Source organism: Mesorhizobium sp. M2E.F.Ca.ET.209.01.1.1 (genome assembly GCF_004010375.2).
GTDB lineage: Bacteria > Pseudomonadota > Alphaproteobacteria > Rhizobiales > Rhizobiaceae > Mesorhizobium.
This window is the reverse complement of the sequence record NZ_SADP02001319.1, coordinates 1-282: the sequence shown is the minus strand read 5'-3', so window position 1 is coordinate 282 and position 282 is coordinate 1. Positions and strand designations below refer to the sequence as shown.

Below are 282 nucleotides of genomic sequence, written 5' to 3'. Positions count from 1 at the left end.
GCCGTCTGGTCGCCTCCGGGCTGGGTACCGCCGGCCTGACCCGCGGCGGCTGCCTTCGCGGCATCCGCGGCCTTGCGGTTCTTGTCCGCCTGCGCTTCGAGCGAGGCGATCAGATCCTTCAGGCTGCTGGCCTTGGCCGCCAATTGCTCGGAACGCTGCTGTTCGGCCGCCATCTGCGCCTTCGTGTCGGCCTCGAGCTTCTGCTTGGCTTCGAGCAGCATGCCAAGACGTCTCTTCTCCGCCGCCTGGTCGCCGACCGCGGCCGTCAGCCGCGCCCGTTCG

The 282-nt window shown here is 70.2% G+C and carries 1 pseudogene; it reads right to left on the bottom strand.

The features are described 5' to 3' along the window. A pseudogene (locus EN852_RS40235) lies at nucleotides 1-282 on the bottom strand (hypothetical protein); the annotation flags it as partial.